The sequence below is a fragment of the Streptococcus sp. P25B114 genome (genome assembly GCF_053010325.1).
The window spans coordinates 157,821-180,351 of record NZ_JBRKNW010000001.1; the positions used below are offsets into that span (position 1 = coordinate 157,821).

General features: G+C 45.1%; 25 protein-coding genes. 21 read left to right on the forward strand and 4 right to left on the reverse strand.

Going from position 1 to position 22,531, the window contains the following annotated elements; all coding sequences use genetic code 11:
• The first annotated feature begins 101 nt into the window (after nucleotides 1–101).
• The 5 genes from argC to argF are packed head-to-tail and all read left to right on the forward strand — an operon-like array spanning nucleotide 102 to nucleotide 5,253.
• Nucleotides 102–1,124, forward strand: coding sequence for an N-acetyl-gamma-glutamyl-phosphate reductase (gene argC, locus ACVC7T_RS00720; protein ID WP_447262278.1), 1,023 nt, complete (start codon nucleotides 102–104; stop codon nucleotides 1,122–1,124).
• A 12-nt stretch (nucleotides 1,125–1,136) separates the two neighbouring features.
• Entirely contained in the window at nucleotides 1,137–2,330 is a 1,194-nt protein-coding gene (gene argJ, locus ACVC7T_RS00725) for a bifunctional glutamate N-acetyltransferase/amino-acid acetyltransferase ArgJ (RefSeq protein ID WP_447262279.1), read from the forward strand.
• A 9-nt stretch (nucleotides 2,331–2,339) separates the two neighbouring features.
• Nucleotides 2,340–3,074 (forward strand): acetylglutamate kinase, encoded by a 735-nt coding sequence (gene argB / locus ACVC7T_RS00730; protein WP_447262280.1) that lies wholly within the window; start codon nucleotides 2,340–2,342, stop codon nucleotides 3,072–3,074.
• An 11-nt stretch (nucleotides 3,075–3,085) separates the two neighbouring features.
• The gene (locus tag ACVC7T_RS00735) at nucleotides 3,086–4,222 is read left to right on the forward strand and encodes an acetylornithine transaminase (protein ID WP_447262281.1); all 1,137 of its coding nucleotides are present in this window, start codon (nucleotides 3,086–3,088) and stop codon (nucleotides 4,220–4,222) included.
• A gap of 17 nt (nucleotides 4,223–4,239) precedes the next feature.
• Entirely contained in the window at nucleotides 4,240–5,253 is a 1,014-nt protein-coding gene (gene argF, locus ACVC7T_RS00740; RefSeq protein WP_447262282.1) for an ornithine carbamoyltransferase, read from the forward strand.
• 43 nt (nucleotides 5,254–5,296) lie between these two features.
• On the opposite strand, the gene ACVC7T_RS00745 is transcribed toward argF, so the two are convergent.
• The gene (locus ACVC7T_RS00745; RefSeq protein WP_447262283.1) at nucleotides 5,297–6,253 is read right to left on the reverse strand and encodes a glutathione S-transferase family protein; all 957 of its coding nucleotides are present in this window, start codon (nucleotides 6,251–6,253) and stop codon (nucleotides 5,297–5,299) included.
• A 538-nt stretch (nucleotides 6,254–6,791) separates the two neighbouring features.
• On the opposite strand from ACVC7T_RS00745, the gene ACVC7T_RS00750 reads away from it, so the two are divergent.
• On the forward strand, nucleotides 6,792–7,508 hold the full coding sequence (locus ACVC7T_RS00750) for a pseudouridine synthase (protein WP_447262284.1): 717 nt from the start codon (nucleotides 6,792–6,794) through the stop codon (nucleotides 7,506–7,508).
• 10 nt (nucleotides 7,509–7,518) lie between these two features.
• On the forward strand, nucleotides 7,519–8,004 hold the full coding sequence (locus ACVC7T_RS00755; protein WP_447262285.1) for a glutathione peroxidase: 486 nt from the start codon (nucleotides 7,519–7,521) through the stop codon (nucleotides 8,002–8,004).
• 22 nt (nucleotides 8,005–8,026) lie between these two features.
• Here ACVC7T_RS00755 and ACVC7T_RS00760 read toward each other — a convergent pair whose 3' ends face one another.
• The 3 genes from ACVC7T_RS00760 to ACVC7T_RS00770 form a co-directional block, all read right to left on the reverse strand.
• Nucleotides 8,027–9,472: a UDP-N-acetylmuramoyl-L-alanyl-D-glutamate--L-lysine ligase gene (locus ACVC7T_RS00760; RefSeq protein ID WP_447262286.1), complete on the reverse strand. Its 1,446-nt coding sequence runs from the start codon at nucleotides 9,470–9,472 to the stop codon at nucleotides 8,027–8,029.
• Nucleotides 9,473–9,553: 81 nt separating this feature from the next.
• The gene (locus ACVC7T_RS00765) at nucleotides 9,554–9,805 is read right to left on the reverse strand and encodes a hypothetical protein (protein WP_105122820.1); all 252 of its coding nucleotides are present in this window, start codon (nucleotides 9,803–9,805) and stop codon (nucleotides 9,554–9,556) included.
• Between the two features lies 1 nt (nucleotide 9,806).
• A complete protein-coding gene (locus ACVC7T_RS00770) occupies nucleotides 9,807–10,070 on the reverse strand; it encodes a hypothetical protein (protein WP_105122821.1) in 264 nt (87 codons plus the stop codon).
• A 206-nt stretch (nucleotides 10,071–10,276) separates the two neighbouring features.
• On the opposite strand from ACVC7T_RS00770, the gene ACVC7T_RS00775 reads away from it, so the two are divergent.
• From ACVC7T_RS00775 to ACVC7T_RS00840, 14 genes are all read left to right on the forward strand, one after another.
• Complete coding sequence (locus tag ACVC7T_RS00775) at nucleotides 10,277–11,377, forward strand: cystathionine gamma-synthase (RefSeq protein WP_172058921.1); 1,101 nt, start codon at nucleotides 10,277–10,279, stop codon at nucleotides 11,375–11,377.
• The gene (locus tag ACVC7T_RS00780; protein WP_447262287.1) at nucleotides 11,370–12,548 is read left to right on the forward strand and encodes a MalY/PatB family protein; all 1,179 of its coding nucleotides are present in this window, start codon (nucleotides 11,370–11,372) and stop codon (nucleotides 12,546–12,548) included. Before ACVC7T_RS00775 ends, ACVC7T_RS00780 begins: the two co-directional genes overlap by 8 nt.
• Nucleotides 12,549–12,583: 35 nt before the next feature.
• A complete protein-coding gene (locus ACVC7T_RS00785; protein WP_447262327.1) occupies nucleotides 12,584–13,117 on the forward strand; it encodes a sugar O-acetyltransferase in 534 nt (177 codons plus the stop codon).
• A gap of 165 nt (nucleotides 13,118–13,282) precedes the next feature.
• Complete coding sequence (gene upp / locus ACVC7T_RS00790; protein WP_394732611.1) at nucleotides 13,283–13,912, forward strand: uracil phosphoribosyltransferase; 630 nt, start codon at nucleotides 13,283–13,285, stop codon at nucleotides 13,910–13,912.
• Nucleotides 13,913–14,022: 110 nt separating this feature from the next.
• Nucleotides 14,023–14,613: an ATP-dependent Clp protease proteolytic subunit gene (locus ACVC7T_RS00795; RefSeq protein ID WP_105110524.1), complete on the forward strand. Its 591-nt coding sequence runs from the start codon at nucleotides 14,023–14,025 to the stop codon at nucleotides 14,611–14,613.
• A gap of 84 nt (nucleotides 14,614–14,697) precedes the next feature.
• Entirely contained in the window at nucleotides 14,698–14,970 is a 273-nt protein-coding gene (locus ACVC7T_RS00800; RefSeq protein ID WP_105110523.1) for a DUF2129 domain-containing protein, read from the forward strand.
• A gap of 152 nt (nucleotides 14,971–15,122) precedes the next feature.
• On the forward strand, nucleotides 15,123–16,298 hold the full coding sequence (locus tag ACVC7T_RS00805; protein WP_447262288.1) for an ABC transporter substrate-binding protein: 1,176 nt from the start codon (nucleotides 15,123–15,125) through the stop codon (nucleotides 16,296–16,298).
• A 73-nt stretch (nucleotides 16,299–16,371) separates the two neighbouring features.
• Nucleotides 16,372–17,241: an ABC transporter permease subunit gene (locus ACVC7T_RS00810; RefSeq protein ID WP_105137216.1), complete on the forward strand. Its 870-nt coding sequence runs from the start codon at nucleotides 16,372–16,374 to the stop codon at nucleotides 17,239–17,241.
• Nucleotides 17,242–17,245: 4 nt separating this feature from the next.
• Complete coding sequence (locus tag ACVC7T_RS00815; RefSeq protein ID WP_447262289.1) at nucleotides 17,246–18,217, forward strand: branched-chain amino acid ABC transporter permease; 972 nt, start codon at nucleotides 17,246–17,248, stop codon at nucleotides 18,215–18,217.
• Nucleotides 18,198–18,962 (forward strand): ATP-binding cassette domain-containing protein, encoded by a 765-nt coding sequence (locus ACVC7T_RS00820; RefSeq protein ID WP_170238788.1) that lies wholly within the window; start codon nucleotides 18,198–18,200, stop codon nucleotides 18,960–18,962. Before ACVC7T_RS00815 ends, ACVC7T_RS00820 begins: the two co-directional genes overlap by 20 nt.
• Complete coding sequence (locus ACVC7T_RS00825; RefSeq protein WP_105122835.1) at nucleotides 18,962–19,672, forward strand: ABC transporter ATP-binding protein; 711 nt, start codon at nucleotides 18,962–18,964, stop codon at nucleotides 19,670–19,672. The genes ACVC7T_RS00820 and ACVC7T_RS00825 overlap by 1 nt, the downstream gene beginning before the upstream one ends.
• A gap of 485 nt (nucleotides 19,673–20,157) precedes the next feature.
• On the forward strand, nucleotides 20,158–20,850 hold the full coding sequence (gene pyrF, locus ACVC7T_RS00830) for an orotidine-5'-phosphate decarboxylase (protein ID WP_172062625.1): 693 nt from the start codon (nucleotides 20,158–20,160) through the stop codon (nucleotides 20,848–20,850).
• Between the two features lie 34 nt (nucleotides 20,851–20,884).
• Entirely contained in the window at nucleotides 20,885–21,517 is a 633-nt protein-coding gene (gene pyrE / locus ACVC7T_RS00835) for an orotate phosphoribosyltransferase (protein ID WP_447262290.1), read from the forward strand.
• A 90-nt stretch (nucleotides 21,518–21,607) separates the two neighbouring features.
• Nucleotides 21,608–22,528 carry a glycosyltransferase family 2 protein gene (locus ACVC7T_RS00840; protein ID WP_105160240.1) on the forward strand — a complete coding sequence of 307 codons (921 nt, stop codon included), beginning with the start codon at nucleotides 21,608–21,610 and terminating at the stop codon, nucleotides 22,526–22,528.
• The last annotated feature ends 3 nt before the right edge of the window (nucleotides 22,529–22,531 follow it).

Below are 22,531 nucleotides of genomic sequence, written 5' to 3' on the forward strand. Positions count from 1 at the left end.
TAATATCTCCGAAATTTTGAAAAAAATGCAAAACTTTCTTGACATTTTCTAGTTATTACAGTAAATTTTACTGCATAAACATACCTATGGAGTGTATAAAAATGAAAATTTCGATTGTAGGAGTTACAGGTTATAGTGGTTTAGAGTTGGTGAAAATCTTAAGAAGTCATCCCTATGCCGAACTGGTTTCTATTTATGCAACCAAGGAAGTTGGTCAAGATATTTCGAATATTTATCCACATCTAGAGGATATCAGTGATTTGCAGGTAGCTGCCTTTGATGCAGAAAAAATCATGGAGGAGTCAGATTTGGTTTTCTTTGCGACACCTAGTGGCATTGCCAAGGATTATGCAGAGGTGTTTATCAAGGCCGGTTTTCCTTTGATTGATTTATCAGGTGACCACCGCCTTCCGAGCAGTCTTTATCAGAAATGGTACCAGAAAACGCCAGCCAAGGATGAGGTGATTGAGGCCTTTACTTATGGCTTGTCAGAATTTGCAGATTTGAAGGGAAAATCCTTTATTGCTAATCCAGGCTGCTATGCAACGGCGACCGAGTTGGCTCTCATTCCTCTCTTAGCAGCAAACATAGTTGATCTTGACTCTATCATCATCGATGCCAAAAGCGGTCTCAGTGGAGCTGGGAAAAATCCAAATGCCAGCAGTCACTTTGTTCACGTCAATGCCAATTATGTGACCTATAAGCTCAATCACCACCAGCATATTCCAGAGATTGTGCAAACCTTGCAGAACTATGATGCTAACCTTAACCATATCCAGTTTTCAATCTCCTTGCTGCCGGTCAATCGTGGCATTGTTGCCACTTGCTACCTCAAATTGACAGAGGACTTGACCAATCAGGACATAGAGGCGATTTACCAAGATGCTTACGACCATAAACCTTTCGTTCGGGTCAAGTCACATATTCCTAGCCTCAGCCATGTGATTGGGTCCAATTTCACAGATATCGGATTTGATTACAATCCGGTCACTAAGGTATTGACAGTCGTAGCGTTCTTGGACAATCTGGTCAAGGGGGCGGCTGGTCAGGCAGTGCAAAATATGAACCTCATGTATGGTTTTGAAGAGACAGCGGGCCTCTTATCAGCGCCAGCATTTATCTAAAAGGAGAAGAGAATGAAGATTATTCCAGGAAATATTGCTAGCCCACTTGTTTTTTCGGCCGATGGTTTGTATGCAGGATTTAAGAAGAAAAAAATGGATTTTGGTTGGATTGTCTCAGAGCTTCCTGCCAGTGTGGCAGGTGTTTATACGACCAACAAGGTAATTGCAGCGCCACTCTTGGTGACCCAGGAAGCCATTGCTAAAACCGGCAAGATGCAGGCTATGGTGGTCAATTCAGGTTTGGCCAATTCCTGTACAGGTCAGAAAGGAATGGAAGATGCCAAGACCATGCAGGCTCTGACGGCCCAAAAATTGGGCATTGACAAGCAGTTGGTGGGTATTGCCTCAACAGGTGTTATCGGTGAATTTTTGCCTATTGATAAATTGGAAAATGGCCTGTCCAAGATTGTGGTCAATGGAAATGCGGATGATTTCGCCAAGGCTATCTTGACCACTGATACGACTACCAAGACTATAACCGTTCAAGAGAATTTTGGCAAAGATGTGGTCACTATGTCTGGTGTAGCCAAGGATTCAGGCATGATTCATCCCAATATGGCGACCATGCTGGCCTTTATCACCTGTGATGCGGTCATTTCTAGCCAAACCCTGCAAAAGGCGCTCAGTACACTGGTCGAAACTAGTTTCAATCAGATTACGGTAGATGGTGATACCTCGACAAATGATATGGTGATCGTCATGTCCAACGGTTGCAGCCTCAATCAGGAAATCCAGGAAGGGACAGAAGACTATGCTAAGTTTGTGGCCATGTTGGAACTTGTCATGACAGACCTTGCCAAGAAGATTGCCAGAGACGGTGAGGGAGCTACCAAGCTGATTCAGGTGGATGTGACCGGTGCTTCTGACGACCTATCGGCACGTATGGTAGCTAAAAGTATTGTCGGATCCAGTCTGGTGAAGACTGCTATCTTTGGTGAGGATGCCAATTGGGGCCGGATTATTGCAGCCATTGGTTATGCGGGTGTGGACATCGACGTGGACCACATTGACATTGCCCTGGAGGAGATTCCAGTTATGAGCCAGTCTAGTCCAGTCGCTTTTGACCAGGAAGAAATGGACGAGGTCATGCAACAGGATAATCTCACTATCTCAGTCAACCTCAATATGGGGGCAGCAAGTGGTCGAGCTTGGGGCTGTGATTTATCCTATGATTATGTGAAAATTAACGCTTTGTATAGAACTTAGGAGTCAGGTATGGAAAATCTCATTGTCATTAAAATTGGTGGAGTGGCTAGCAAACAGTTGTCACAAGGCTTTATGAAACAAATTAAAAAATGGAAGCAGGCAGGTAAACAGGTCATTATCGTTCATGGTGGTGGCTTTGCAATCAATAAGTTGATGGAGGAACGCCAGCTGCCTGTTGAAAAGGTGGATGGTCTGCGTGTGACTAGTTTGGAAGCCATGGAGTTGGTGGCCTATGGACTCCTTGAGCAGGTAGGAAAAGACATGGTCGCTAGTCTCAATGCGGCCGGCTGTGATTGCTTGCAGCTCAACGCCAATCTTGGCAAGGTCATCCAAGCTGACTTTTTAGACCAGGAAAAATACGGTTATGTGGGCAGGGTAAAGGCCATCAACACAGTCTATTTAGAAGCTATTTTACAAGAAGGCTTGACCCCTGTAATTGCATCCATGGGTGGGAAAGGTGACCAACTGCTCAATATCAATGCTGACTATGTAGCAACAGCCCTTGCTATCGCACTCAAGGCGAAACGGTTGATTCTGATGACAGACGTTCCAGGTGTCAAGGAAGCTGGGCAAATTCTAGCCCAGCTGAGCACCAAGCAAGCCCAGGAAAAAATCAGCTCAGGTGTTATCACTGGTGGCATGGTCCCTAAAATCAAGGGAGCCAGTCAAACCGTAGAAGCGGGTGTCCAGACGGTTCTCATCAGTGACAACCTGGTCAAAGGGACCCTGATTAGTCTAGCTTAAGAAGGTGATGTATGAGTAACTTATTCCAAAATTATAAGCGGGATGCTATTGAATTTGTCAAAGCAGATGGCAATTACTTGTTTGACCAGGCTGGCAATGCCTATCTGGATTTTTCATCAGGCATCGGTGTGACCAATCTCGGTTTTCATCCTGCTATTAAAAATGCTGTCAAAAACCAGTTGGAAGAAATCTGGCATACCCCAAATCTCTATCAAAACAGCCTGCAGGAAGAAGTGGCAGAGCTCCTCATTGGACACAGAGACTATCTGGCTTTTTTCTGTAATTCTGGCGCTGAGAGCAATGAAGCCGCCATCAAATTGGCTAGAAAAGCCACTGGCAAATCAGATATTATCTGCTTTAAACAGTCTTTCCATGGACGTACCTATGCCGCCATGTCCGCCACCGGTCAGGAAAAAATTCAAATAGGCTTTGCGCCATTAGTTCCTGGGTTCTCCTATGCAGATTATAATGATTTAGAATCGGTCAAGGATTTAGTAGGTCCGCAAACGGCCGCTATCATGTTGGAACTAGTTCAGGGAGAGGGCGGTGTGACACCAGCAGACAAAGATTTTATTGGACAACTAGCAGCCTTATGTCAGACAGCTGGTATTTTATTGATTGTGGATGAGGTCCAAACTGGGATTGGTCGGACGGGCAGTCTCTTTGCCTTTGAACAGTATGAGATTGAGCCGGATATCATCACTCTCGCCAAGGGCTTGGCCAATGGTCTGCCAGTTGGAGCCATGTTGGGCAAATCTAGTCTCGGTTCAGCTTTTTCCTTCGGGAGTCATGGAACAACCTTCGGTGGCAACAAGCTAGCCCTGTCTAGCAGCAAACAAGTCTTGGAAATCATGACCCCAGATTTTCTCCAGCAAGTTCAAGACAAGGCTGATTATCTTCAAGAGCAACTAAAAGAAAAACTAGGGTATTTGCCAGCTGTTCTGGACATTCGAGGGCCGGGCATGATGGTCGGCATTGAAACGGATGCGGATTTAGAGCAGATTGTGGTAGCTGCGCGGCAAAATGGCTTGATTGTCCTGACTGCTGGTAGCAATGTCATCCGCCTCCTGCCACCTTTGACTATCACGAGAGTAGAAATTGACCAGGCGGTTGCTGTTTTAGAGAAGGTTATGGCAGGACAGCATTAGGAAAGGAGATTAAAAAAATGACAAATATATTTAAGGGGAGAAGTTTTCTGGCAGAAAAGGATTTTTCTGCGGCAGAATTTGAATGGCTGATTGATTTTTCGGCCCATTTGAAGGACTTAAAAAAACGCAATATTCCCCATCGTTATCTGGAAGGGAAGAACATTGCCTTACTATTTGAAAAAACATCAACAAGGACCCGGGCAGCCTTTACCGTTGCTGCTGTTGATTTAGGAGCTCATCCAGAATATCTAGGTGCTAATGACATTCAACTAGGTAAGAAGGAATCCACTGAGGACACCGCCAAGGTCTTGGGGCGTATGTTTGATGGGATTGAATTTCGCGGTTTTAGCCAGGACATGGTGGAAGATTTGGCTACATTTTCTGGAGTGCCTGTTTGGAATGGTTTGACAGATGCCTGGCATCCAACTCAGATGTTGGCGGATTTCCTGACCATCAAGGAAGAATTCGGTAGTCTGGCTGGCTTGACCCTGGTTTATTGTGGAGATGGCCGTAATAATGTCGCCAATTCCTTGCTGGTTACAGGGGCACTCTTGGGGGTTAATGTCCATATTTTCTCGCCAAAGGAACTCTTTCCAGAGCAGTCGGTTTTGGATTTGGCACAATCCTTTGCGGCAGCTTCAGGAGCTAACATTCTCTTGACAGAAGATGCTGACCAGGCAGTTAAAGGAGCAGATGTCCTCTATACAGATGTTTGGGTGTCTATGGGTGAGGAAGATAAATTTCAAGAGCGCATTTCCCTCCTAAAAAATTACCAGGTCAATATGGAATTGATTAAAAAAGCTGATAACGACAAGCTGATTTTCCTCCATTGTCTGCCAGCCTTCCATGATACCCATACGGTCTATGGCAAGGATGTAGCGGAAAAATTTGGCATCAAGGAAATGGAGGTTACGGATGAAGTCTTTAGGAGCAAGTATGCTCGCCATTTCGAACAGGCTGAAAACCGGATGCACACTATCAAGGCTGTCATGGCCGTAACCCTGGGCGATCCATTCGTACCCCGTGTATAGCATAAAAAAGAGCAACTCTGTCATAGCAGAATGCTCTTTTTTCTTATAAATTCCAATCAAGCTCTGGCCCCACCGGCACAATTCCCGTCGGATTGATGGTCTTGTGGCTACCATAGTAGTGGCGCTTGATGTGGTCAAAGTCCACCGTTTCCGCAATTCCAGGCAGATTGTAGATGCGCTTAGTATAGGCCCAAAGGTTTGGAAAATCGGCTATCGCCTTGATGTTACACTTGAAGTGACCGTAGTAAACCGAGTCAAATCGCACCAAGGTCGTAAAGAGCCGGATATCCGCCTCCGTGAATACATCCCTGACCAGATAAGTCTGTTTACTCAATAACTCCTCCAGCTTATCAAGCGCAGCAAAGAGCGCCTGGACTTCCCTCTCATAGACTGCCTGATCTGTGGCAAAGCCTGCCTTATAAACTCCGTTGTTGATGTTTGGATAGACAAAGTCGTTCATACTATCGATGTCCGCCTGCAAGTCTGCTGGATAATAATCATCATAGTTGCCTGTCAGCTCGTTAAATGCTGAGTTAAACATGCGCATGATTTCCGCAGATTCATTATTGACGATAGTATTGGTTTTCTTATCCCATAGGACAGGAACAGTCACACGACCAGTGTAGTTTGGATCCGCCTTGAGGTAGACTTGATAGAGATATTTGCTACCCAAAATACTATCGCCAATGACCCCAGGTCCTTCCTCGAGGGTCCAACCATTTTCCAGCATGAGGGGATGGACGACAGACAGAGAAATATGGTCTTCTAGACCTTTCAATTTTCGCATGATTAAGGTCCGACTGGCCCACGGACAGGCTAGAGAAATGTAGAGGTGGTAGCGGCCGCTTTCAGCCTTAAAACCACCAGTTCCAGTTGGTCCAGCCTCTCCGTCAGCTGTAATCCAGTTACGGAATTGCGTCACAGTGCGGATAAAATTGCCACCGGTAGACTTGGTGTCATACCATTGGTCTACCCATTTTCCATCATGTAAAAGTCCCATAAGTTTAGTAGCCTCCTGTTTGAAAAAAGGAAATCCAAGAAGGACTCAGATTTCCGGTGTAAAAAATATATCACTAATTATTAGTATAATCAACAAGCATTAACCTGTCAAGAAAAATGTTTTGTGGAAAATCGACACCGCACAAATTCAAGAAATCTAAGAAAACACGATAAAAAACAGTCAAACTTGAGTTGATTGGAAATTTATAGGATAATGCAAGGGAATTAAGGATTTGGCGCATATGTGCTAACAGAAATCCCCTAGGTCCTGCCAGACCAAGGGGATTTTTTCTGGGTTAGAAGACACTAACTGTGTATGTTACTTGTCGAAGCGGTTGTCTAACCATCACACCCCCAGCCAGCTAATAAATGCTTCAATGGCTGCAACAAGTACTATTTCGAGGATTTGACTCATAATCGTTACCATCCTTTCTAAGGCGGCATCGTTAGTGTCTTTGCTATCATACAATAATAAAAGAGCTAAAAAGAACTGTTTTTTTATAGTTGGTCTGCTGTCCAAACTGTGTTAAAATAGTTTTATGCGTTTAGACAAATGTATGGAGGCGGCTCAGATTGGCTCCCGCAAGCAGGTAAAAAAACTTTTCAAAGCCCAGCGGATTTGCATTGACGGACAGGTCGCAACCAGCCTAAGCCAAATTGTGGACCCAGCTCTGCAGGAAATTGTTGTCCAAGGAAAACAGATAGCATTGGCAGGCGCTAGCTATTTTCTTCTTCACAAGCCGGCCGGAGTAGTATCAGCTGTGACGGATAGCCAGCATCAGACGGTCATCGACTGCATTCAGCCAGAGGATCGGGCGACTGGGCTATATCCAGTGGGGCGTTTGGATAGGGACACGGAAGGCCTGGTCCTCATCACCAACAATGGACCTCTAGGCTTTCGGATGCTCCATCCCAAGCACCATGTGGACAAGACCTATTATGTAGAGGTCAATGGCCCGCTTAGCCAGGATGCGCCCACTTTCTTTGCCTCAGGCGTAACCTTTTTGGACGGCACACGCTGCCAGCCCTGTCAGCTGACGGTTGATTTTTCTTCTTTGGAACATAGCAGAGCGACCATCAAGCTGGCAGAAGGCAAGTTTCATCAGGTCAAGAAAATGTTTTTAGCCTATGGTGTCAAGGTGACTTATCTGCGACGGATCAGTTTTGGCGGCTTCGCATTAGGAGATTTACCTCTGGGTCAATACAGAACCTTAACCCAAACAGAAATCCAACATTTGCTAACCTATTTTGATTGAGGAGAAAAGTATGAATCTATACGATTTTTCAGTGAAGAAAATGGACGGCAGCCAGCAAGACCTGTCTGATTTTGCTGGTCAAGTCTTGCTGGTAGTCAATACGGCACCGGGATGTGGTCTGGCACCCCAGTATAAGGAATTGCAGGAATTGTACGAAAGCTACCAAGATGAAGGATTTGTGGTTCTAGATTTTCCCTGCAATCAGTTTGCCAATCAAGCTAGTGGAACGGACCGAGAAATTCACCAAGCTTGTAGTATAAATTTTGGTACGACCTTCCCTCGTTTCTCAAAAATCAAGGTTAATGGTCCCGAGGCAGATCCGTTCTATCAATGGCTGAAAAAAGAAAAATCCAGCCTTTTGGGCAGGAGCATTGAATGGAATTTTACCAAATTTTTGATTGACAGACAGGGGCGGGTTGTTAAGCGCTATCTGCCGACAACTCCACCTAGCAAGTTGAAAAAGGACATCGAAAAATTGCTGAAAATAAGAGCCTAGGTCTTTCCCGGGCTCTTATTATTTATAGATATTTCCGTGCAACTTCCAAGTCGCCGTCGTAGGCGGCTTTTTCGTCATTGACAATCTGGTAGGCATCAGCTCCCTTGCCTGCGATGATGACTGCGTCCCGAGATGAACTAGTTTGGCTCAAAGCGGTACGGATAGCTTCTTCTCGGTCCAAGATAAAGTCACTTGGGCGAGTCATATGGGAACGGATTTGCTGGGCAATTGCTGCGGGATCTTCACGGTTGGGATCATCAGCTGTTAGAATGACCTCAACCTGTGGATAGTCATTGAGCAGAAGACCGAAGTCCTTGCGGCGACTTTCTCCCTTGTTGCCAGGAGCCCCAAGGATTAGGATAACTTTGCCTGTCTGGTGTTCCAATACGACATCGATCAGCTTTTTCACGCTGTCGCCGTTGTGGGCGTAGTCCACGAAGACCTTGGCACCGTTTTGCTGGGTCAGGACTTCCATACGGCCAGGGACATTGGTTTGGGCAATTCCTGTGTGAATGTCCTCCAGGCTCACACCCAAACGGAGACAGGCCAGTCCTGCTGCGATGGCATTTTCTTGGTTGAAACCACCGATCAGCTGGATGTCGTAGTGGCCAGCTAATTTGCCAGTCGCTGTGAAGTCAAAACCTGCTGACTGGCTAATCTGGTTTTCAGAAGTCGGTCCATAAAAGTCATGATCTTTGGAGCTGACTTGCTCTTTCACGACTTCAAAATGGTCCATTCCAGCATTGACAATAACCGCTCTGCTATTGTCCATCAAAAGCCGCTTGTGGTAGAAATAGTCCTCAAAGGTCGGGTGCTCAATGGGGCCGATGTGGTCAGGGCTGATGTTGAGAAAAACGCCGACATCAAAGGTCAGCCCGTAAACCCGCTTGACCAGATAGGCCTGGCTGGACACCTCCATAATCAAGTGGGTCATGCCGTTCTTGACCGCCTCCGCCATCATGGCAAAGAGGTCCAGGCTTTCAGGTGTGGTCAGGGCAGATTTGAAGAAGGTTTTACCGTCTAGCGTGGTGTTCATGGTCGAAAGCATGGCAGGCTTGTGGTTGATTTTAAGAATGTTAAAAGCAAAATAAGCCGCCGTTGTCTTACCCTTGGTGCCGGTGAAGGCCAGGAGTTTGAGATTTTTCTGGGGATGACCATGAAATTCCATAGCAATCAGGCTCATAGCCTGCTTGATGTCCTGGACGATGATGGCAGGAATGTCGACTTCGTAGTCGATTTCAGACACGTAAAAAGCAAGTCCAGCCTCGATAGCCTTTTCCAGAAATTCCTTCTTAAAGGCCAAACCCTTGGCAAAAAAGAGGGTCGTTGGGCTAACAGTCCGGCTGTCATAGCTGAGAGAGTCAAACTGGACATCCGTCCAAGTGCTATCAATCTGATTATTTTGTTTGATCTGGCGGAAGTTGTCATCCGCTTTTAAGATGTCTACTACACGTTCAATTTTTATCATGTTTCTATTGTAAACCTATCAGGGACATTTGACAAGTCAGGACAAGAAAACCCTCTGGGAAATGCACGAGAGGGCAAGTAACTAGGCAATGAATTCTAACCAGAATCCCAAGAAGACGATTCCGACACAAAGATAAATCAACCAATCCTTTTTCAGATTGCCCTTCTTGGAAAAGAAGGATTGGTAGAGAGTGAAAGGAATCAAAATCGGTTGTAAGTATATCCACCAGTTATATTCATTGTCCAAAATAGCTCCCAAACTATATAGTATCAAGCAAATGGCCATGTAAAAATCCAGGCTGCGGTAAAACTGTTTGTTAAACTGTTTGAACATCCTAGTAGCCCCTATATATCACGATAGCACCAAGCCACAGAAGTAGCAAGGCAATGACAAGCCAAATGGTTCTGGTTTTCGAAAAGCGATGCTTGGGCTTGAAAAAGGCCCGATAAGCATGAATGAGCAGAGTCAGAGATAAAAACAGATTTAAAGGCAGGTACTGACTTTCCGGGTAACTAAGCCAGATATGTCCAATCTGAATCATCCAGAAAATCAACCAATAAAACTCCGAATAGCGATAAAAATCTTTTTGGAATGTCATAGGAACCTCCTTTGAAAGCTCTTTCACAAGTATAGTATATCAATTCTTAAGGATGTTGTCCAGGATTTTTATGTAAATGTTCACAGGGTGTTATAGCTAAAAACTATAAGAAAGCTCTAGTTTTTCCTATAGGAAATCTTCGGTTTCTTTCTCAAAAATAAGCCAATTTCTGCTAGACTAGTAGATATAGAAACGAGGTAGAGAAGATGACAGAATTAAAAATAGATACGATTTTGGCCCGGACGGGCATAAATAGTGACGAGAAGTCGGGAGCCCTCATATCGCCTATCCACCTTTCGACTACCTACCAGCATCCGGAGTTCGGCCAGTCCACAGGTTTTGATTATACCCGCACCAAAAATCCGACCCGTGCTAGTTTGGAAAAAACTCTGGCAGCGATTGAGAAGGCGGACTATGCCCTGGTGACCAGCTCAGGAATGGCGGCTCTGGTCTTGCTTTTCAACGGCTTTCCAGTCGGCAGTCGAATTGTGGCAGCGCGTGATCTCTACGGCGGTTCTTTCCGCTGGTTTAACGAGCAGGAGAGCCTGGGGCGTTTCAGCTTTACCTATGCCAATAGCGAGGAGGATCTACTAGAGGCCATTGACGACCAGACCGACTACGTTTTCCTTGAGACACCGACCAACCCGCTCATGGTGGAGTTTGACATTGCTAAGGTTTCGGCTGTCGCCCATGCCAAAGGTGCCAAGGTCATTGTCGATAATACCTTTTACAGTCCGATTTATCAAAATCCTCTGACGCTGGGTGCTGACGTGGTCCTGCATTCTGCGACCAAGTATCTGTCTGGTCACAATGATGTCTTGGCTGGAGTTCTCATGACCAATGACCAGGCTATTTACGACAAGCTCTTCTATGACCAAAATACGACTGGTCCAACCCTGTCGCCGCTGGATGCCTACCTGCTCATGCGTGGTCTCAAAACCCTGTCGATCCGCATGGAACGTGCGACTCAGAATGCTCAGAAGATTGTGGCTTATTTGGAGAATAGCCCAGCAGTTAAGCAGGTTTACTATACCGGCAAGGGTGGCATGATTTCTGTTAAGGTTGCAGATGAGGCGACCATTCCCCGCATTCTCAACAGCCTTGAGATTTTTACCTTTGCGGAAAGTTTGGGTGGGGTGGAAAGTTTGATTACCTATCCAGCGACCCAGACCCATGCTGATATTCCAGCAGAAACCCGTCATTCCTATGGTCTGACAGACGATTTACTCCGTCTATCTATTGGAATTGAGGATGCGGATGATTTGATTGCTGATTTGAAACAAGCCTTGGAGGGATCAGATGACTAGCTATGATTTTACCAGCCGGCCCAACCGATTGGGCCAACATGCAGAAAAATGGCGTAAGGTGGAAGAGGATTCAGACCTCTTGCCACTGTGGATTGCAGACATGGATTTTGAGCCTTTACCAGAAATCCGCCAAGCTATCCGTGACTATGCTGTCCAGCACATTTTTGGCTATCCCTATGTCAGCGAGGGGCTTTATCAGTCCATTATTGATTGGGAAAGAAACCAGCATGGCTACGAGATTGAGCGCGATAGCATTCTCTTGGTCGAAGGAGTTGTACCAGCTTTGACCATTGCCATTCAGGCCTTTACCAAGGAAGGAGATGCAGTCCTCATCAACACACCTGCCTATCCTCCCTTTGCGCGGACTATCAAGCTCAACAACCGCCGCTTGGTGACTAATTCTCTTGTCAAGTCAGACGGAATTTTTACCATTGACTTGGAAAAATTAGAAAAAGACATCCTCGAAAATGAGGTCAAGATTTATATTTTTTGTAATCCACACAACCCCGGTGGCCGTGTGTGGACCAAGGAAGAAGTGGCTGCTGTTGGCCAGCTCTGCCAGAAACATGGCGTCCTTCTGGTTTCAGATGAAATCCACCAGGATTTAGCCCTCTTTGGCAATCAGCACCAGTCCTTCAATACAGTTGATGACCGATTCAAGGAATTTTCGATTGTCCTATCGTCTGCGACTAAGACTTTCAATATTGCAGGCACCAAAAATAGCTTTGCCATTATTGAAAATCCAGAACTGCGGAAGATTTTTACCAAACGTCAATTGGCCAATAATCAGCATGAAATTCCTGCTATCGGCTTGATTACCACCGAAACAGCCTTCCGTTATGGAGCCGATTGGTTGGCAGAATTGAAAAAAGTCATCGAAACAAATGTTGATTTTACAGTGGATTATCTGGAAACCCATACCAGGATTCAGGTCATGAAACCACAGGGGACTTATTTAATCTGGCTAGATTTTTCAGCTTACGGCCTGAGTCAGGCTGACCTTATAGAAAAATTAGAAAAAGAGGCTAAAGTCCTCCTCAATGACGGTCTGGTCTTCGGCAGCGACGGTAAGCAGCATGCACGATTAAATGTTGCAGCACCTTTTGATACCATTAAAGAAGCCAGTGAGCGGATTGCAAGGGTCTTTGGGAAGGAGGCTAGTCTAGCTTGAACGATAAAAGAGAAGAAAAGACAGAAAAAGAAAAGATGCTGGCGGGGCAGATGTACAATGCAGCAGATAGTGAATTGGTAGCCTTGCGGGAGCAGGCCAGAGTTTACCGCCAGGCCTTTAATGCTGCAGAGTTGGACAGCTCCAAACGAACAGAAATTGCCAAGCAGTGGCTGGGAACAACGGGGGAGCGGATTTACATCGAATCACCCCTGACCTTGGACTATGGTTGCAATATCCACGTCGGAGAAGATTTTTATGCCAATTTCAACTGGACTGTTTTGGATACTTGCCCTGTGACCATCGGAAAGAATGCTATGTTGGGACCAAATGTTCAGTTTTACACAGCCCTTCATCCGCTCAAGGCAGAGGAACGCATTGCTGGACCTGAATATGGAGCGCCGATTGAGATTGGCGATAATGTCTGGATTGGTGGGGGTGCTATTATCCTGGCTGGCGTGACCTTGGGTGACAACGTCGTGGTCGGAGCGGGTTCTGTCGTGACCAAATCTTTCGGAGACAATGTCGTACTGGCTGGCAATCCGGCCCGTGTTATTAAGACCATTGACTAGATAAAAAGTATTTTCAACTACAGTGATGACCATCTTCTAAAATGAAAAAATGATTTCTATCTGGTTTTGGCAAGCATTTTTCCTGAAATTTTGGTAGAATATAGTGACATGAAACTTCACAGTCTCTAATGTCCGCAATAAACATCAAAGAGAGGTTTTATCATCATGGGGAAATTCCAAGTTATTTCACACCCACTTATCCAGCACAAATTGTCTATCCTTCGTCGGACGACAACTTCTACAAAAGATTTCCGTGAGCTGGTTAATGAAATTGCCATGCTAATGGGCTACGAAGTCTTGCGTGACTTGCCATTGGAAGATGTAGAAATCGAAACACCGATTACAAAGACGGTTCAAAAGCAGATTGCAGGTAAAAAATTGGCAATCGTTCCAATCCTGCGTGCCGGTATTGGTATGGTGGACGGCTTGCTCAGCCTAGTACCAGCAGCCAAAGTTGGTCACATCGGTATGTACCGTGATGAAGAGACCCTCCAACCCGTTGAATATTTGGTGAAATTACCAGAGGATATCGACCAACGCCACATCCTTGTTGTGGACCCAATGCTTGCAACAGGTGGTTCAGCTATTCTTGCTGTTGATTCGTTGAAAAAACGTGGTGCATCCAATATCAAATTTGTGGCCCTCGTATCAGCTCCAGAAGGTGTAAAGGCTCTTCAAGAAGCTCATGCAGATATCGACATCTACACAGCTGCCCTGGATGAAAAACTCAACGAAAAAGGCTATATCGTCCCTGGTCTGGGAGATGCAGGTGACCGCCTCTTCGGTACAAAATAAGTAGATAAAGAAATCAGCTCGGCTGGTTTCTTTTTCTGTGTTAAATATTTGACCAATTTTGACTATTGGTATATAATAGGCACATATCTATCTCGAAAAGGAGTATTCTTATGATTCCAGTAGTTATTGAACAAACCAGTCGTGGTGAGCGTTCTTATGATATTTATTCCCGTTTGCTCAAGGACCGTATCGTCATGTTGACAGGACCGGTGGAGGACAATATGGCTAATTCTATCATTGCCCAATTGCTCTTCCTTGATGCGCAAGATCCGACTAAAGACATTTATCTCTATGTCAATACCCCAGGTGGATCTGTGTCAGCAGGTCTTGCTATCGTGGATACCATGAACTTTATCAAGGCAGACGTCCAGACAATTGTTATGGGAACAGCAGCATCTATGGGAACCATCATTGCATCTAGTGGTGCCAAGGGCAAACGTTTCATGTTGCCAAATGCCGAGTACATGATCCACCAACCAATGGGTGGAACTGGCGGCGGTACACAACAAACCGACATGGCAATTGCTGCAGAACACTTGCTTAAAACCCGTAATAAATTAGAAAAAATCTTGGCTGACAATTCAGGTAAAACAGTCAAGCAAATCCACAAGGATGCGGAGCGTGATTACTGGATGACCGCTGAAGAAACCTTGGCATACGGCTTCATTGACCAAATCATGGATAACAGCAAAACTAAATAAAATAAGGAAAGGGCTGGATTTGGTCCTTTTCATTTTCCCTGGAAAAGGGTATAATTATAGATAGAAATGTCTGAGGAGAAGTCCATGTTTGAGAAAAAAGAACGCACCAGCCTAACTGTTTATTTGCATTATAATCGGGATTCCAGAAAACTCAACCACTACGGTGACATGATTTACCATTCAAAGCGCCTGCGTTATGTTATATTATATGTTAATGCAGAAAAAGCTGAGGAAGTCATGAGCAAGCTCAAAAAAGAGAAGTTTGTCAAAAAAGTAGTTCCTTCCTACATCAAGGAACTGGATCAGAATTTTGTTGGCAATCTATGGCGGGATGAGCAAAATCCCGTTACTTTGTAATTAGAGAAGGAGTAGGTTTAAATGAGCCTGCTTTTCTTTTTGTTGGAGCTGTAAAAATTTTAAAAAATTTTTATCATTTTTGTTGACAATTTTCTGATAATTCTGTATATTAGATACATCGTAAAAATTTAAGAAAGTTTTAAGGTATTTTCATGAAAAAAAGAAAATTTGCAGTAGCAATCGCTACATTTACTTCAGCGGCTCTCCTTGCTGCCTGTGGCGCAGCTCCAACAAGCACTTCATCAGCAGCTGGTAACGAAGCTGGTGACACGATTAAATTGGGTTACAACTTGGAATTATCAGGTGCTGTAGCAGCATACGGACAAGCTGAGAAAAACGGTGCTGACCTTGCTGTTGAGGAAATCAATGCAGCTGGCGGTGTCGACGGTAAACAAATCGAAGTTGTTTCAAAAGACAACAAATCTGACAACGCTGAAGCAGCGACTGTTACAACCAACCTTGCAACAGAAGAAAAAGTTCTTGCGATGATTGGTCCTGCAACATCAGGTGCTGTAGCTGCGGCAACTCCAGGTGCGACACAAGCAGGCGTTCCATTGATTACACCTTCTGGTACACAGGACGATTTGACAGCTAAAGATGGTAAGGTTGAAGAATATGTCTTCCGTTCAACTTTCCAAGATAGCTTCCAGGGTCAAGTCTTGGCTACATTTGCGACAAAGACACTTGATGCTAAGAAAGTTGTTCTTTACTCAGACAACTCAAGTGACTACGCAAAAGGTATCGCTAAAGCCTTCAAAGAAGCTTACAAGGGTGAAATCGTTGTTGAAGAAACTTACCAATCAGGCGATAAGGACTTCCAGGCTGCTTTGACAAAATTGAAAGATCAAGATTTTGATGCAATCATCATCCCAGGTTACTACACTGAAGCTGGTTTGATTACAAAACAAGCGCGTGAAATGGGTATCGACAAGCCAATCCTTGGTCCTGACGGATTTGCGGATGCTAAATTCATCGAAGGTGCTGGCAGCAAGAATGCGACAAATGTTTACTACGTATCTGGTTACTCTACTAAAGTAGCACTTTCTGACAAGGCAACAAACTTCGTTGATGCTTATAAGAAAAAGTTCGGTGAAGAGCCAAATATGTTTGCAGCCCTTGCTTACGATGCAGTATACATGGCAGCTGATGCAGCAGAAGGTGCAAAAACTTCAAAAGATGTAGCAACAAACCTTGCTGGCTTGAAAGACTTTGAAGGTGTAACTGGTCCAATCTCAATCGATGAAAACCACAACCCTATCAAATCTGCTATCATGGTTAAATTGGAAAACGGTGCAGAAGCTTCAGCAGAAGCAGTAAGCGCTGAATAAGCTAAAAAATGCAATCTGGGGAGGCTTGGACCTCTCCAGATATTATTTATGTTATAGAAAGTTTGGTGACTATATGCTCCAGCAATTGGTGAATGGTCTTATCTTGGGAAGTGTCTATGCCTTGATTGCCTTGGGTTATACCATGGTTTACGGCATTATCAAGTTGATTAACTTTGCCCACGGTGACCTTTATATGATGGGGGCCTTTATTGGTTATTATCTGATTAATGCCTTCCAGCTAAATTTCTTTGTTGCGCTTGTTTTGACCATGGTTTTAACAGCAGCCTTGGGTGTGCTGATTGAATTCTTGGCCTACCGTCCATTGCGCAACTCAACTAAGATTGCGGCCTTGATTACGGCTATCGGTGTGTCCTTCTTCCTTGAATACGGTATGGTTTATCTCTTTGGTGCCAATACACGTGCCTTCCCTCAAGCTCTTGAGACGGTTAAATTCAACCTTGGTCCGATTACTGTGACCAATGTTCAGTTGACGATTTTGGGTGTCTCTGTTTTCCTCATGTTGGCTCTGCAATTTATCGTCCAAAAAACCAAAATGGGTAAGGCCATGCGTGCGGTTTCTGTAGACAGTGACGCGGCTCAGCTCATGGGAATTAACGTCAACTCGACCATTAGTTTTACCTTTGCTCTTGGGTCTGCTCTTGCAGGTGCGGCAGGGGTCTTGATTGGTCTTTACTATAACTCTGTGGAACCTCTGATGGGGATGGCGCCAGGTCTTAAGGCCTTTGTAGCGGCCGTTCTCGGTGGTATTGGTATTATTCCAGGTGCGGCTCTCGGTGGCTTTATCATCGGTCTCTTGGAAACCCTGGCGGTAACTGTCGGTCTTTCCAGCTACCGTGATGCAGTTGTATATGGTATCTTGATTGTCATCCTCTTGGTGCGTCCAGCAGGTATTTTAGGTAAAAATGTGAAGGAGAAGGTGTAAGTTTATGAAACAAAATATCAAACCAATTTTAACCTGGCTTGCTCTTGTCCTTGTTATCTTTGCAGTTCTTTCTGCCTTGATTGGCTCTGGTGCCCTGGGGCTTTACTATATACAGATTTTGATGGGGATTGGAATTTCTATCATCATGGCTTTGGGAACCAACCTTGTTCTCGGTTTTTCAGGTCAGTTTTCGCTGGGTCAGGCTGGTTTTATGGCAATTGGTGCCTATGCGACAGCTATTTTGACCAAGGCTAATCCTACCTATGCAGGCTTTTATCTGTCTATTCTTGTGGGCTGTCTTGTAGCTGCCCTGGTAGCCCTGGTGGTCGGTATCCCAACTCTTCGTCTAAAGGGTGACTACTTAGCTATTGCAACCCTTGGTGTGGCTGAGATTATCCGTATTGCCATTATCAATGGTGGTGACTTGACCAACGGTGCTGCTGGTTTGACAGGCATCTTGCCGTATACAACTTGGACAGTTGTCTTTCTATTTGTAGTAGTGTTGACGGTTCTGATTCTCAACTTCTTACGGAGCTCATTTGGCCGTCAGGTTATCGCTGTGCGTGAAAATGAAATCGCTGCGGAATCCATGGGTGTTAATACAACCAAAGTCAAGGTAACAGTCTTTGTTATCGCGGCTATCCTATCAAGTATCGCAGGTTCTCTCTACGTTGGTTATATCGGTACGGTTGTACCTAAAGACTTTACTATCATGCGTTCGATTGATTACTTGATTATCGCGGTGCTTGGTGGCTTGGGTTCTATGACAGGTACAATTTTGGCGGCCCTTGTTCTTGGTTTCCTCAATATGTTCCTGCAAAATTTCTCAGACCTTCGGATGATTATTTACTCATTGGCTCTTATTTTGGTCATGGTTTTCCGTCCAGGTGGTCTGCTCGGTACATGGGAATTAACCTTCTCATCATTCTTTAAGAAAAAAGCGAAGGAGGGCAAAGATGGCGCTTCTGGAAATTAAAAATTTGACCAAGCACTTCGGTGGTTTGACTGCTGTTGGCGACGTTACCATGGAGCTCAATGAAGGTGAGTTGGTCGGCTTGATTGGTCCTAACGGTGCTGGTAAGACAACCCTCTTCAACCTTTTGACCGGTGTTTACGAGCCGAGCGAGGGAACTGTGACGCTTGGCGGTCACTTGCTTAATGGTAAGGCACCTTACAAGATTGCATCTCTTGGTCTCTCACGTACCTTCCAAAATATTCGTCTGTTCAAGGATATGACGGTTTTGGAAAATGTATTGGTTGGATTTGCCAATCATCACAAACCGCATCTCTTGGCTTCCTTCCTGCGCTTGCCTAAGTATTACCAGAGCGAGGCGGATTTGAAGGCTAAGGCTATGGAACTCTTGGCAATTTTCGATTTAGACAAGGATGCAGACTCGCTGGCGAAAAACTTGCCTTATGGTCAGCAACGTCGTCTGGAAATCGTTCGTGCCCTTGCGACAGAACCGAAAATTTTGTTCTTGGATGAGCCAGCGGCTGGTATGAACCCACAGGAAACGGCAGAATTGACCGAACTCATCCGCCGTATTCAAAAGGAATTTGGCATTACCATTATCCTGATTGAGCACGATATGAGCCTGGTTATGAAAGTGACTGAGAGGATTTATGTTCTGGAGTACGGCCGTTTGATTGCCCATGGAACGCCTGAAGAAATCCGGACCAACAAACGTGTAATTGAAGCATACCTTGGAGGTGAAGCATAATGGCCATGTTAGAAGTAAAAAATCTTTCTGTCAACTACGGTGCGATTGAAGCCGTCAAGGATGTGAGCTTTGAAGTAAATGAGGGCGAAGTTGTGACCCTTATAGGCGCCAATGGTGCAGGCAAGACCTCTATCCTCCGCACCATCTCAGGCTTGGTTCGTCCGTCTGCCGGAAGCATTTCTTTCCTCGGAAATGAGATCCAAAAAGTTCCAGCTCGTAAAATCGTGGCAGATGGTTTGTCTCAAGTACCAGAAGGTCGTCACGTTTTTGCAGGCTTGACGGTTATGGAAAACTTAGAAATGGGTGCCTTCCTTCGTAACAACCGTGAGGAAAATCAGGCAAATCTGAAAAAGATTTTTGACCGTTTCCCACGCTTAGAAGAACGTAAGAACCAAGATGCAGCCACTCTTTCAGGTGGTGAGCAGCAGATGTTGGCAATGGGGCGTGCCCTCATGAGCCAGCCAAAACTCTTGCTTCTTGACGAACCTTCAATGGGATTGGCGCCAATCTTTATCCAAGAAATCTTTGATATTATCCAAGATATTCAAAAACAAGGGACAACAGTCCTCTTGATTGAACAAAATGCCAACAAGGCCCTCGCAATCGCAGATCGCGGCTACGTCCTAGAAACAGGAAAAGTTGTCCTCTCTGGAACTGGAAAAGAACTCCTTGCATCAGATGAAGTCAGAAAAGCGTATCTGGGTGGCTGACATGCTATAATAATGCTACAAGGCTTTCATTCAGTTGTATCACGGAGTTGCTACTTCTGAAATCCAATACGAAATGAGCGTAGCACTCTAATTTAATACTTTGCGAGCAATCAGTAAATCTGGTTGCTTTTCTTGCTTTCAAGCTGTAAATCAAAAATATGGTAGTCTATTGTTGACTTGTGATTGTTTCATGAGTGTTTTCATTTTTGTGATCCAGTTTGTGCCTCACAATCAAATTTCGCTCTCCAAAACAAGCTCGCTTCCTATCCTTAAGTTCATCTTTTGCCCTTATTTGTAGCAGAAATTCTCAAAACTATTGACAGAAATCAAATAAAATAGTAGTATAGAGTCAAATAGAACCTTTAACTGAGTCCAGAGAGGCTGGAAAGGTATCATGGTAAGCATCTTAGAAGTCGAATTTCTAAGCTCATTTCGTGAACCCTGTCCAGAGTAGGCAGGGTTTTTCTGTGTACAGAAAGGATACTATGAAAGAAAAACGCCCCATTATTGCCTTGGATTTCGCAAGTAGTCAAGAAGTCGTTGATTTTTTGACTCATTTCCCAAGTCAGGAAAAACTCTATCTCAAGGTTGGAATGGAGCTCTACTATGCGGAAGGTCCGGCTATTATCAAAGACCTGAAAGACCGCGGGCACAGCATTTTCCTAGACCTGAAACTTCATGATATTCCCAATACGGTCCAATCGGCTATGTCGGTGTTGGCAAAGCTGGGAGTTGATATGACCAATGTTCATGCAGCCGGGGGAGTAGAGATGATGCAATCGGCTAGAAAGGGACTGGGACCTGGACCAATCTTGATCGCTGTGACCCAGCTGACCTCGACTTCGGAAGAGCAGATGCAGGCGGATCAGAATATCCAGACTAGCCTGGTGGATGCAGTGGTCCACTACGCCAAAAAGGCTCAGGAAGCAGAACTGGACGGTGTCGTTTGCTCGGCTCAGGAGGTCGATTTGATCAAGCAGGCCACTGGTGCGGCCTTTGCCTGTCTGACACCAGGAATTCGACCAGCTGGTAGCGAAGTGGGTGATCAAAAACGGGTTGTTACTCCAGCACAGGCGGCCAGCATTGGCAGTGACTATATCGTGGTCGGGCGTCCCATCACGCAGGCGGCCAATCCTTATGAAGCATACCTGGCTATCAAAGAAGAATGGAATATCTAAATAAACAATATTACTAATCTAAAGGAGAATTATCATGGCACTAGCAACAGAAATTGCATCACATTTGTTGGACATCAAGGCGGTTCATTTGCGACCAGAAAAGCCTTTTACTTGGGCGTCTGGCATCAAGTCACCTATTTATACGGATAATCGTATCACGCTTTCTTATCCGGATACCCGCAACCTGATTGAGGATGGTTTTGTTCAACGAATTGAAGAGGAGTTTCCAGAAGTAGAAGTGATTGCAGGTACGGCGACGGCTGGCATTCCGCACGGAGCAATTATTGCAGACCGCATGAATCTGCCATTTGCTTACATCCGTAGCAAACCAAAAGAGCACGGGGCTGGTAATCAACTGGAAGGTCGCATTGTCAAGGGGCAGAAAATGGTTATCATCGAGGATCTGATTTCGACAGGTGGTTCTGTCTTGGATGCAGTTGCAGCGGCTCAACGTGAAGGAGCAGAGGTACTTGGTGTGGCAGCCATTTTCACCTACCAATTGCCTGTGGCAGACCGGAATTTTGACAACACTGGTGTCAAACTGGTGACGCTCAGCAATTATTCTGAACTTATAAAAGTCGCAAAAGTGCAGGGCTACATCAATGCGGATGGCTTGACTCTCTTGAAAAAATTCCGCCAGAATCCTGAAACTTGGTTGGAGGACTAGTTTTCACAGCAAAATCGCCTGATTTCTGGGAACATGGCCCCGAAAATGGTATAATGTTGAGAAAACAATTGACCGTATGAGGAGAAGTGTATGATTTCAGTAATCGTTCCTTGTTTCAATGAGGAAGAGGCGATTCCCTATTTTTACGACGCCATGGAAGTGGTCCGTCGGAAGATGAGGGAGCAATTTGAGTATATTTTTGTCAATGATGGGTCCAAGGATGGGACGCTCAAGGTTCTTCGGCAGTTGGCTGCTGAGGGCAATGGTGTCCGCTACATTTCCTTTTCCCGAAATTTTGGCAAGGAGGCCGCTCTTTATGCCGGCCTGCAGGCTGCGCAGGGTGAATTGGTGACCGTCATGGATGTGGATTTGCAGGATCCACCAGAAATGCTCACCCAGATGAAGGCCATCTTGGATGCTAATCCAGAACTGGACTGTGTTGGCACCCGTCGTATCAGCCGTAATGGTGAGCCGCCTATTCGGAGCTTCTTTGCAAAGCTTTTCTACAAGCTGATGAACAAGATTAGCCAGGTAGAAGTGGTGGACGGGGCCCGCGATTTCCGTCTCATGCGCCGACACATGGTAGATGCTATCCTGTCTGTTTCAGAGTACAATCGTTTTTCAAAAGGAATTTTTGCCTGGGTTGGTTTTGAGACAGAATACCTGCCTTATGAAAATGTTGAGCGGGTGGCTGGTGAAACCAGCTGGTCCTTCTGGAAGTTGCTTTCCTACTCGATTGAAGGGATAATCAATTTTTCAGATACGCCGCTGAATATTGCATCCTATACTGGTTTCTTCACCTTCCTCCTGTCCTTGGTTTTGATGGTTGTCGTTGTCTTTAAGACTCTGGTCTTCGGGGATCCGACAATCGGTTGGCCGTCAACTATCTGTATCATCCTCTTTCTAGGTGGCTTGCAGTTGATGACCATTGGTATTTTAGGTAAGTATTTGGCCAAGGTTTTCTTGGAAACCAAACATCGACCGGTTTATATCATCAAAGAGAAGAAGTAAGAG

What these genes read in the sequence shown, in the direction of transcription:
- argC (WP_447262278.1), top strand. Translation starts at nt 102, where the DNA reads ATGAAAATTTCGATTGTAGGAGTTACAGGTTATAGTGGTTTAGAGTTG.
- argJ (WP_447262279.1), top strand. Translation starts at nt 1,137, where the DNA reads ATGAAGATTATTCCAGGAAATATTGCTAGCCCACTTGTTTTTTCGGCC.
- argB (WP_447262280.1), top strand. Translation starts at nt 2,340, where the DNA reads ATGGAAAATCTCATTGTCATTAAAATTGGTGGAGTGGCTAGCAAACAG.
- ACVC7T_RS00735 (WP_447262281.1), top strand. Translation starts at nt 3,086, where the DNA reads ATGAGTAACTTATTCCAAAATTATAAGCGGGATGCTATTGAATTTGTC.
- argF (WP_447262282.1), top strand. Translation starts at nt 4,240, where the DNA reads ATGACAAATATATTTAAGGGGAGAAGTTTTCTGGCAGAAAAGGATTTT.
- ACVC7T_RS00745 (WP_447262283.1), bottom strand. Translation starts at nt 6,253, where the DNA reads ATGGGACTTTTACATGATGGAAAATGGGTAGACCAATGGTATGACACC.
- ACVC7T_RS00750 (WP_447262284.1), top strand. Translation starts at nt 6,792, where the DNA reads ATGCGTTTAGACAAATGTATGGAGGCGGCTCAGATTGGCTCCCGCAAG.
- ACVC7T_RS00755 (WP_447262285.1), top strand. Translation starts at nt 7,519, where the DNA reads ATGAATCTATACGATTTTTCAGTGAAGAAAATGGACGGCAGCCAGCAA.
- ACVC7T_RS00760 (WP_447262286.1), bottom strand. Translation starts at nt 9,472, where the DNA reads ATGATAAAAATTGAACGTGTAGTAGACATCTTAAAAGCGGATGACAAC.
- ACVC7T_RS00765 (WP_105122820.1), bottom strand. Translation starts at nt 9,805, where the DNA reads ATGTTCAAACAGTTTAACAAACAGTTTTACCGCAGCCTGGATTTTTAC.
- ACVC7T_RS00770 (WP_105122821.1), bottom strand. Translation starts at nt 10,070, where the DNA reads ATGACATTCCAAAAAGATTTTTATCGCTATTCGGAGTTTTATTGGTTG.
- ACVC7T_RS00775 (WP_172058921.1), top strand. Translation starts at nt 10,277, where the DNA reads ATGACAGAATTAAAAATAGATACGATTTTGGCCCGGACGGGCATAAAT.
- ACVC7T_RS00780 (WP_447262287.1), top strand. Translation starts at nt 11,370, where the DNA reads ATGACTAGCTATGATTTTACCAGCCGGCCCAACCGATTGGGCCAACAT.
- ACVC7T_RS00785 (WP_447262327.1), top strand. Translation starts at nt 12,584, where the DNA reads ATGCTGGCGGGGCAGATGTACAATGCAGCAGATAGTGAATTGGTAGCC.
- upp (WP_394732611.1), top strand. Translation starts at nt 13,283, where the DNA reads ATGGGGAAATTCCAAGTTATTTCACACCCACTTATCCAGCACAAATTG.
- ACVC7T_RS00795 (WP_105110524.1), top strand. Translation starts at nt 14,023, where the DNA reads ATGATTCCAGTAGTTATTGAACAAACCAGTCGTGGTGAGCGTTCTTAT.
- ACVC7T_RS00800 (WP_105110523.1), top strand. Translation starts at nt 14,698, where the DNA reads ATGTTTGAGAAAAAAGAACGCACCAGCCTAACTGTTTATTTGCATTAT.
- ACVC7T_RS00805 (WP_447262288.1), top strand. Translation starts at nt 15,123, where the DNA reads ATGAAAAAAAGAAAATTTGCAGTAGCAATCGCTACATTTACTTCAGCG.
- ACVC7T_RS00810 (WP_105137216.1), top strand. Translation starts at nt 16,372, where the DNA reads ATGCTCCAGCAATTGGTGAATGGTCTTATCTTGGGAAGTGTCTATGCC.
- ACVC7T_RS00815 (WP_447262289.1), top strand. Translation starts at nt 17,246, where the DNA reads ATGAAACAAAATATCAAACCAATTTTAACCTGGCTTGCTCTTGTCCTT.
- ACVC7T_RS00820 (WP_170238788.1), top strand. Translation starts at nt 18,198, where the DNA reads ATGGCGCTTCTGGAAATTAAAAATTTGACCAAGCACTTCGGTGGTTTG.
- ACVC7T_RS00825 (WP_105122835.1), top strand. Translation starts at nt 18,962, where the DNA reads ATGGCCATGTTAGAAGTAAAAAATCTTTCTGTCAACTACGGTGCGATT.
- pyrF (WP_172062625.1), top strand. Translation starts at nt 20,158, where the DNA reads ATGAAAGAAAAACGCCCCATTATTGCCTTGGATTTCGCAAGTAGTCAA.
- pyrE (WP_447262290.1), top strand. Translation starts at nt 20,885, where the DNA reads ATGGCACTAGCAACAGAAATTGCATCACATTTGTTGGACATCAAGGCG.
- ACVC7T_RS00840 (WP_105160240.1), top strand. Translation starts at nt 21,608, where the DNA reads ATGATTTCAGTAATCGTTCCTTGTTTCAATGAGGAAGAGGCGATTCCC.